The sequence below is a fragment of the Lentzea pudingi genome (assembly GCF_014646255.1).
In the GTDB taxonomy this organism is placed as follows: Bacteria; Actinomycetota; Actinomycetes; order Mycobacteriales; family Pseudonocardiaceae; genus Lentzea; species Lentzea pudingi.
This window is the reverse complement of sequence record NZ_BMNC01000033.1, coordinates 20161-29256: the sequence shown is the minus strand read 5'-3', so window position 1 is coordinate 29256 and position 9096 is coordinate 20161. Positions and strand designations below refer to the sequence as shown.

General features: G+C 64.0%; 7 protein-coding genes. 3 read left to right on the top strand and 4 right to left on the bottom strand.

All coding sequences use genetic code 11. From position 1 onward, the window contains the following. Positions 1 to 711: 711 nt before the first annotated feature. A complete protein-coding gene (locus tag IEY88_RS43235; protein ID WP_189160708.1) occupies positions 712 to 1149 on the top strand; it encodes an STAS domain-containing protein in 438 nt (145 codons plus the stop codon). Positions 1150 to 1891: 742 nt separating this feature from the next. Here the strand turns inward: IEY88_RS43235 and IEY88_RS43230 are convergent. The 3 genes from IEY88_RS43230 to IEY88_RS43220 all read right to left on the bottom strand — a co-directional run bounded on the left by IEY88_RS43230 (position 1892) and on the right by IEY88_RS43220 (position 3778). After that, on the bottom strand, positions 1892 to 2479 hold the full coding sequence (locus IEY88_RS43230; protein WP_189160712.1) for a phage portal protein: 588 nt from the start codon (positions 2477 to 2479) through the stop codon (positions 1892 to 1894). 233 nt (positions 2480 to 2712) lie between these two features. Then, the gene (locus IEY88_RS43225) at positions 2713 to 3000 is read right to left on the bottom strand and encodes an ATP-binding protein (RefSeq protein WP_189160707.1); all 288 of its coding nucleotides are present in this window, start codon (positions 2998 to 3000) and stop codon (positions 2713 to 2715) included. 79 nt (positions 3001 to 3079) lie between these two features. Beyond that, positions 3080 to 3778 carry a GAF and ANTAR domain-containing protein gene (locus IEY88_RS43220; protein WP_229694332.1) on the bottom strand — a complete coding sequence of 233 codons (699 nt, stop codon included), beginning with the start codon at positions 3776 to 3778 and terminating at the stop codon, positions 3080 to 3082. 143 nt (positions 3779 to 3921) lie between these two features. On the opposite strand from IEY88_RS43220, the gene IEY88_RS43215 reads away from it, so the two are divergent. Next, complete coding sequence (locus tag IEY88_RS43215; protein ID WP_189160706.1) at positions 3922 to 4095, top strand: hypothetical protein; 174 nt, start codon at positions 3922 to 3924, stop codon at positions 4093 to 4095. A gap of 395 nt (positions 4096 to 4490) precedes the next feature. On the opposite strand, the gene IEY88_RS43210 is transcribed toward IEY88_RS43215, so the two are convergent. Next, a complete protein-coding gene (locus IEY88_RS43210; protein ID WP_189160705.1) occupies positions 4491 to 4697 on the bottom strand; it encodes a hypothetical protein in 207 nt (68 codons plus the stop codon). A 224-nt stretch (positions 4698 to 4921) separates the two neighbouring features. On the opposite strand from IEY88_RS43210, the gene IEY88_RS43205 reads away from it, so the two are divergent. Continuing rightward, entirely contained in the window at positions 4922 to 9055 is a 4134-nt protein-coding gene (locus tag IEY88_RS43205; protein ID WP_189160704.1) for a hypothetical protein, read from the top strand. Positions 9056 to 9096: the final 41 nt, after the last annotated feature.

The window sequence follows — 9096 nt, the reverse complement described above, 5'->3', positions numbered from 1 at the left end:
GGAATGTCCTGTCCCGCAGGCAAAGCCGACACGCCAGCTCATTTTGAACTGATCACTTAGTCCTGGACGTGACGCCGTGGTGCGTCGGGACCATATTGGAGTTCGGGGGTGGGGTTGGCGTACTGGTCTTCGACCTCCACGGGATCAACGAGAGTTACGATGTGCGGTAGTTGCACGGCCTACACCGTCCAAATGGAGAGCGCCCCGCCGTTGGGGACGGAGCGTAGTAGGTCAAGTTCGGTATCGGTGAAGTAGAGGCCGCCGCCATCGTCGTGCGCGAGGGTGCGGGAGTGCCCGCTGATCGCTTCGTCTTTGAGGCCTCCGGGCGGGTGGCGAGCGCGCGCAGCACGGCCGCGCTCACTACCCCGACCGCTGTGGCGGTGCCGGAACAGTCATCGACGGGACGAGGCTGCGCGTTATAGCGGAGGCTTCCGCACAGGATCGTGACGCGGGCGCGCTCGCCCGGCGTGAACTGCTGTTCGGTGCGCCTACACGTCGTCCACGGTAGCCAGCTTTGTTGATGGCGAGGTCAGTGGTACATCACCTCTCGTCTGCGCCATGGCGGGGCCGTCGTGAACACGGCCGGGCGAGTGAGTGAACTCGTCAGGCGGTGCGCCGTGGTGCGTCGCGCGTGGCATCCTGTATGCCGCACTATCGTGTGGAACAGAACACGGCGTCCCCGGCCAAGCAGCGTGCCTGTGGCGTATGGCCTTGAGGAGAGCCGTGAACAGGTATGGTGGTAATGATCCGATCGACGACGCGCCGCAGTCGGCTGGTGTGGTCGCGGTCGAGCAGGACGGGACGCTGGTCGCGCTCGTGTCCGGTGAGGTCGACGCGAACAGCGCTGATCATGTGTTCACCGAGGTGGTCCGATGCCTGGATCAGCGGCCTGCGGCGTTGGTGATCGACCTCGATCCGGTGACGTTCTTCGATTCGTCCGGAATCAGAGTGCTGCTGGAGTTGGGTGAGCAGTCCGCGGCGCACGGGGTCCGTTTCGCCGTGGCGGCGTCGAACCGGGTTGTGGTGCGTCCGTTGACGGTTACCACCGTCGATCGGGTGCTGCCGTTGTATGCCAGCCGCACGGAGGCGATCGCCGCTGTGCATGGTCACGAGTTCGCCGAGCAGGACAAGCTGATCGATCCTGTGTAGGGAACGTTGTGCGGGGTACACGCGGGATGGCGTGCCACCAGCACGGCAGCGCCGCCGGTGGGGAGTCGCATGCGCAGAGCGGTGGCGCAGAGGTTGAAGCACGCGACAATGAACCCATTGGCTGAGTCAGTGTGCTGGTCGTGAGCGTGGTGCTGACAGGCCGTGCAGGGCGGCAGGTCAGCACCACGCTTGACTGAGGGCCGGTCGCAGAGCGGCGATAGACACTGCGAACAGGGCGTTACCGCTCGGGCTCTGTCTGAGTTATCGGTGTAGGTGACACTGCGGCGGGTAACTCGACAGGTGCCGAAACTGGTTTGCCGGACTCGGGTGAGGCCGTGCAATGTGGTCCGGCCAGGCTGATGCGGTGCGTTAAGCAGCCAACCTCCGCGCTGTCTGGTTGCGCGGTGCGGGCACCTGCTGAATTGTCGCCCGTACCGCGCCCGCCAGTTCTAGGTGTACCTGGCCGTCACGTTGTCGGCGTTCCGCGCTTGATGTGCCGCGATTCCGACGAACGGATACCGTTCGCGCTGGCCGGGTTCTCAGTGGCATAACCGAGGTAGTGCGGCGGCAAATACGACAGCTACGACACCGCGCGTGCCAGAGTGTTGAGCGTGTCGTGGAAGTCCGATAAGTTCGCTTCGGGAAACTGGCCGGCCGCAAAGCCGTCTTCCTTGGCGACTTCGGCGACACCCACAGCACACCGGCCACGGACTCCCACGGCGTGAGCTGACGTCCTTGCGTGTCAACGAAATCGTCCTTGTCGAAGCCGAGCGCGTAGCGGCTCGGCATCGCGTGATACTCCTAGAATCATCACGTCCGTGTCGATCTTGCAGGCCGCGTCGGACAGCGGGAGAACGCTGATCGGCCCGGAGCGGCCCAGGCGCGAGGGTGCGGCGTCGGCGGATGCGCGGCCGGTTGATGATCGGCACCACGGGCACGGTGCCCATGCCGTGCTCGTCGCGGTCGATCTCCGACCAGGTACCGCTGCCGTTGTCGCTGCTGTGCCAGACGGTTTCGTGTGCAGGTAGAGCGTGGCGTAGGCCTCGGTGTAGCCGTCGCCGTCCTCTTCGTACTGCCGTTTCAGCGCGGCCTGGACCTCGCGTGTGCGCGGGTCCAGGTCAACGTGGACCTTTAGCGGGGACTCGACTGTCACCAGCGGGGTGGACGGTGTTCTCTCGTTGCTGCCGACGATGGCGTAGGAGCGGCCCAGCGCGAGCGCGTCCACGTGCGCCTGCTCGAAGTGCGGATCGAGGCGGTTGGCCTGCCAGATGTGCCACAGCTCGCGGTCAGCGGCGGCCTCGCCACCGAGCCGGAACCCTGTGACGTCCAGGCGTTAGTTCGGAATTGGCGGGATCTGTTACGGCTCGCAGGTGATTTCGGCCAGACGGTTTTTCCGTGCGGACCGGGGATGACGCCCCAGTCTTTGGACAGCTGATCGACGATGATCATGCCTCGGCCGCGGTGCTCGTTGAGACGTCAGATTCCCAAGATGGGCAGTGCGGGTGAGGCGTCGTCCACCTCGATGCGCACGAAGCCTGGTTGTGTTGATCGATACAGCCGTATCTAGCTGGGGTTACGGCCGTGGTCGAAGACGTTGCTCACGATTTCGTTGAAGATGAGAAGGATGTCATCCAGGTCGTCTCCGGTCACCCCGGACAAGACATTGCGCGTCCAGTGCCGAATCGCCGCAGCGGTGACAGCTGGGCTGTCGAGCTTCAGCATCGCGGATTTCGGGCCGTCGTCCAACTGGCTGGTGAGCCGCACGAGCTTCACTTCCTCGCTGTCGGAAAGCTCGTCCGGCGGTGCGACCACCCAACCAGCAACACCTCGATGATGCCTCGCGATGGTCACCGACCACAATCCGTGGCGACCACTTCACCCTCGTGTGCAGCTCCCCGCTATCTGCACGCTTGGCGGGGACAGCATCGGTTCACAGTTCGCGGCGGTGCGTGACAAGCCAGTCGGCAACCTCATAAAGCTTCACGTTGGTGGACTGGGAGGACTCCACCAACATCCGAAATGCCTGCACCGCATCGACGTCATGGCGCTGCATGAGGATGCCTTTGGCCATGCCGATGACGTCGCGATGCTCGATTGCGATGCGCAGACTGGCTTCGGTCTGGGCGCCGACGAGCGCGATCGCCGCGTGAGCGGCGAACAGCCGGCCGTCGTCATCGGTCTGCTCGCTGAACGCGTTGACTCTGCGTGAGTAGAGGTTGAGCGATCCGAGGGTCGTATCGGTGACGAACAGCCGGTACGACAGCATCGAGCGCACTCCGGTTGCGATGGCTTCAGGAGTGAACCCAGGCCAGCGGGTCTCTGTCGAGAGGTCGCCGGTGCGGTAGGCTTGGTGGTCAGCGATTGCGTCCATGCACGGACCCTCACCGGTGCGGTACTGCACCTCATCGATCGTGACGACGATCTCGCTGGTGGGTGCGACGGTGCGGATACGGCATCCACGCTCGACAAGGGAGATCCCGGCGTCTTCGGCGCCGTCGACGTGGTTGACCGCTGCTTTCACGATGGCCGCGAGGGTGGAGTTCACGTCCGGTTCGGATTGAAGCGTGCGGGCGATCGCGCCGAGCGTCGCGCTCAAGCTTCTCGTTGCGGCGTGTTCCGGCTCGGTCACGGCGGCTCCTTCGTCACCACGGCGGATGTCAGCGTACTAACTGCCCAGATCGGCAGGATTCACAACAGGCATGATCACGCCCTGAGAGAGGCGAACCCGATTCTGCCGGACGCCGGATGAGCGCACATGACCAGCGTTAGCCAATGACCACAATCCGCCCCGACTTCCTGACCTTCGCGCCATGCAGCTTCCAGCCGCTCACCGCCATCGCGGCCGTAGTCGATGACCTCGCCGTCCGTCGGCGTGATCCAGCCCTGCTCAACCCATTCGTCGTTGCAGTCAGCGCGGCACTCAAGATCATCATCGATGATCCATGAATGGGCCAAGTTTCGTGTAATACCAGTGGCCGAGCATCGACGAGCCGTCCCGTACGCCGAGTTCCGCGGGCGGCTTTCCGCAACCCGTCGATCACCGTCTCGTCTAGGACTTCGGCTTCGCCGTCGACGAACGCATTGCCGAGATCGTGGACAACGAGTGCCGGTAGCGGCTGATCGACAAGCTGGTGCGTTCCACCAGTATCAGCGCCGCCTCAGGACACGTTCTCGTGACCAGAGGTTCGGCGGCTTGGTTAGGAGCGGAAGTCGTTAGCTCCGCATGTGGTACGGCTTGTCATCCTTGGCCGAATAGCTCCCGGCTCGCTATCCCCAGTCTGCGCGCGAATCCCACGAGCGTCGCCCACGCTCGTTCGTGGGTAGTAGCGGACGCCCCTCGATCAGCGGCATGTGCGGGCGTTGCCTGCCTGGTCGGTCGGAACGATCACGTCGCGGCTTAGATCATTAATCAGCACCGTCTGCTGGGTGGGACAGAGAGGCGGCTGACGCAGTAGCGTCTTGCTGACGGCGGGAGTAACCTGCGAGATGAAGCGTCCAAGTTGGTGCGAAGCGCCGTAACCCTGTAGTGCAGGCACCTCGTGTTCCATAGGGCGACTCTCACACTGGACGTGTTGGAGCAAAACTGGAGCAGGGCAAGGAGTTGAACGTCGTGAAGCTGCAAGTAGCTGCGCTGAACGGTAGTCAACTGCACTGATTTTCTTGTGTTCCTTGTGTTTTCGCAGGCCAGAGGCGCGGGGTTGCCATTCTGGCAGTGTGAGGGTCCGCGCTGGAGCTGTGGTGCGGATCGGACGACCACGGCGTCGAGTCCATCGTGATCGAGGGACGCCCTGGCGCGGAGAAAGTCGACTACGAGTTGATCGGCCGCCTCAGCAATAACGATGCGGTCGTCCAGGTCAAGAGTCGTTGGGGTGCAAAGGCGTGGTCGCCGACCGAACTGCTCGACCTGCTCATGTTGCTGGAGCGGGACTCAGGCGGGCCAGCGCGGCTGGAGTTGGCCGCGAACGGGACTTTCAGCTCCAAGGCGCGGCAGTTCATGGACATGCTGGACCAAGCGCCTAACCTCACCGATGACGACCTAGCGCAAACCGTGCGAAAACTGAGCACGAAACACAAGCCGGACGCCAAGATGCTGGAGGCATTGCGGCGGTCGTCCGTCCGAGTCCAGCCGTATGGCTTGCCTGAGTTGCGTGAACGGGTACGGATACAGCTCAAGCGGGTTCGCGCGGCGGCTGGTCAGGGCATCGGCGATCTCCCTGCCGAACTGCTGCGTGCCTACCTGCTCTCGCTCGCTATGGACAAATCCGAAGCCCACGACGTCGCCGGCCGCACGCTGCACCGCAGCGCATTCCTCAAGGCAGTGAATGCGTCGCGACCCGAGGTGGAAGCAGCCCTCAAGGCTAGGTGGGGCCTGCCGATCCAACTGGCTGACCGCCAGCACGCTGTTCGCCGCGACGAACTCCTTCAGGAGATTGCGAAGCACCTCACGGCGGAAGACGGGCTACACACGACCGACGGCCGCGTTCGGACGTGCGTGCTGACCGGTCCTGCCGGTATCGGCAAGACCACAGTGGCCCAGCAGTACGCCCTCGACAACGCCGCTGAGTTCGACTGGATCTACCAGCTCACCGCGCAGCGCGATGACGACTCGACCGCGACCGCGGACGTGCTTGGTGAAGAACTGGAACAGTTCGCGGCCTGGTTGCAGGACATGGGTGTCACGATCCGACGCGGCCCGCACCGGTCGCTGTCAGCGGCTGCAGCCGCGGTCGCCGAGGCCCTCGCGGGGTGCACGCAGTCATGGCTGCTGATCGTCGACAACGCGACCGGGTCCGACACGATCGCGCCTCTATTGCCAGCATCAGGTTACGGGGCGGTGCTGATCACCACCAGAAACAGCGGGTGGCACAGCCCGCACCCCACCGTCACAGTCGGTGCCCTCACCGCCGACCAGGGGAGAACCCTTGTCCAACGAAGGCTCGCAGACCTAGCTCTCGACGACTCGGATGCCGACGCGTTGTGCACCACATTGGACGGCCTCCCGCTGAGCCTGGTCACGGCCACCAGCTACCTGCGCAGCACCAGGGAATCCATCGGAAACTTTCTTCAGACTCTGAGCGATGAGGTGCTGCGACTCGACGCGCTGAGCTTTCCGCTCCAACGCCTCGACGACTACCCGCGCACCGCAGTCGCCGCGGTGAACCTTGCTTTGCAACGACTACGCGCTACAGAGGGGGACGTCCCCAGCGACGCGATCACCGTCCTGGGGCGCGTCAGTGTTGTCCACCCGGACCGGATCCCAGTACGTCTCCTCGCCACCGACCGCGGCGCGTTCAACGCCTCGATCGCCGCGCTCACGGAACTCTCGCTCATCGACCGCTGGCAGGACAGCGCCAAGCGGGACTGGGTACGTGTGCACCGAGTCGTCCAGGACGTCGTCCGCGCGGAACTCGGCACGCACGCGGACGAGTTTCGGGCGACGCTGCGCGCCGTGGAGCTGACTGCCACCAACCTGATGGTCGAGTGCCTTCACTCCCTCGACATGGTGACCGGCGGGGCATTGCGCCTGCACGCGGTCACGCTCGCGGAACGCCTGCTCCAGCACGGTGAGCAGAGCTGGCAGACGACCACCGCGATGCTGTCCAACGCGGCGTCGATCGCGAAGTTCCAAGGTGATCTCACCGACGCCCAACGCCTTGTCAAGGAAGCGCTAGACCTCATCCCACCCGGCGACTACGACCCTCAGATCGCCGGCCGACGTGGGTTGACACTCGCCACACTGGCGAGCCTGCAGCTCGAGCACAACGAGACCGAGGCCGCACGATCGGCCTTGGAGGCGGCTCAGCGCGCTCACGACATGCACCGGATCATTCCCGCGCATTTCGAGGCTCTGGTCGAGTGCACGGCGATGCTATGTCGGGTCGAGGCGTTCCTGGCTGCCGACGAGGCTGAGATTCGCGCACAGTTCGAGAAGGCGAAAGCTCTGCCGGAGCCCACACAGCAGGCTGCCCTGGTGCGTGCAGCCTGCCTGGTTGTGATCGCACGGGAGATGACCTGGAAGCCAGGTGTACGCGGCGACTTCCAGGACTGTGCCGAACGGTTGCTCGCCCTGACGGGTCATGGTGAGCACAAGGAACCCGGTGTGGCCGCTATGGCGCATATGGCTCTGGCTGAAGCGCATGGATCGGAAGGCGCGACAGACGCGGCCTGGCGGCATTTCCGACAGTTCAAGCAGATCGTGTCCGACATCCCTGGTCTCGATCCGGCGTTCCAAGTGGACGAGTCCATCGAGCTCGCCCTCGGGCTGAGCGGAGTGTGCATAGACAAGACGACAGGATTCCCGTATCGCGACATCAACAGGCTTGTGGAGATGCTCCTTGAGGACCTCGATGAGCAAGTCACGGAGGCAGACTGGGCTGCCACACAACGCGACTGGATGACCATCCGGGTCAGCTCACTCAAGGCTATCCACGCGGCACAGAACGGGAACGTCGACGAGTACCGGCGGCATGCTCGTGAGGCGAAAGGCCTCGTTCGCAGGTACCGGAAGAAACTGCCGGGCCACGTCGAAGCCATGGCCCGGAACGTTCATTTGGCCGCACGGTTTGCGGAATGCCAGCACACCCGACGGCAAGGGCTGAAGCCAGGAGAAAGCCTGTCGAACTCGCCGTCAGCACCGGTCAGGCCCCGGTACAGGCCAGAACTCTGTCGTCACTTCGATCTACTACCAACCCGGCCGATGCTGCCCTCCGCGGAGAAAAGCAACGCCGAGGCGCACGGAAGTCAGACCGAACTCGTCGTCGACCGGGTGCACGCAGTCGCCACACACGCTGCGCTGCTCGACGTGCTGATCGGCGATGATCTGCCTCTCGCACGGCAGATCGAGGATGCGCTGTCGGAGCCCGCCGGGAAGCCCCAAGCCGCCATCGACCACCTGATCGGTGCCTGGCGCATGATCGACACGCTGTCCTACAGGATCGGTGAGATCACGGGAGAGTCGATCGAGGACATACGCAACAAGTGCAAGAATCGTCTGATCCGAACTCAACACGACGACCTGGTTGACACCGTACCGACGCGAAGCGTCCTTCAATGCCTGAACAACGCCTGGTACCCGGAGCTGAACGACATCCTGGCGCACCTGGACCAGCAGGGGATGGCTCGTATCCTCACCGATCTCGTCGGAGTCGAGTGCCTCCTCCTGGCCGTGGAGCTTGCCGGGCTGACCGGTGTAACGGCCGCGGAGGTGGTCGTCCAGATTCGGGATCTGGCGACTGCTTTCGACAGTACGGTTCTACACCCTGGTGGGAACTCCTACGACGTCGCGACCGGAACCATCAGGATCGGCAGAACGATGACTGGCGCTGCCGAGCGGATCTGGCTCAACGATCCGGAAACCGGCGTTGTCGATCACGTCTGGATATTTGGTGACGGCGGCGACGGGAAGTCCAACTTGCTGCGCGTCGTGCTGATGGAGGCGGTCGGATCCGGGTTCTTCTGCGTCTTTCCGTCCGACCCGCGCAACGAGCACGGCTTCGATCGCTTCTGGGATCAGGCGGTAGATACTCCGGCGTGGATCGCGACCAACGTCGCGGATACGGTGAGAAACCTCGAAGCGGCGGTGAGGATCGTCAAAGGGCGGACCGCGTCGGAGAACGTGCTGAGCCCGACCGCGGAGCGTCCCGGAGTTGCGTTCGGCATCGACGACGCGGACGACGTCCTTCGGCTGCCGCGCGGTCGAGAGTTGATCGACTTCATCGTGACGCACGGTCCAGCTGTCGGTGTCGGGCTGGTTGCGGTCATCCGGGACCTCGACTGTGTTGACGGTGACGAGGTCCTGTGTCGGGCGATCGCCAATGCGCGCAGCACGATCTTCGTGGGTCCGGTCATGTCCGACAGATGGAACGAGTTCCGATCGGAGCATCGCAGTCGTCCGCAACACGAGTGAGCTTGGAGGCGGAGACAAGCGCCGGCTGATGGCCTCCGCGG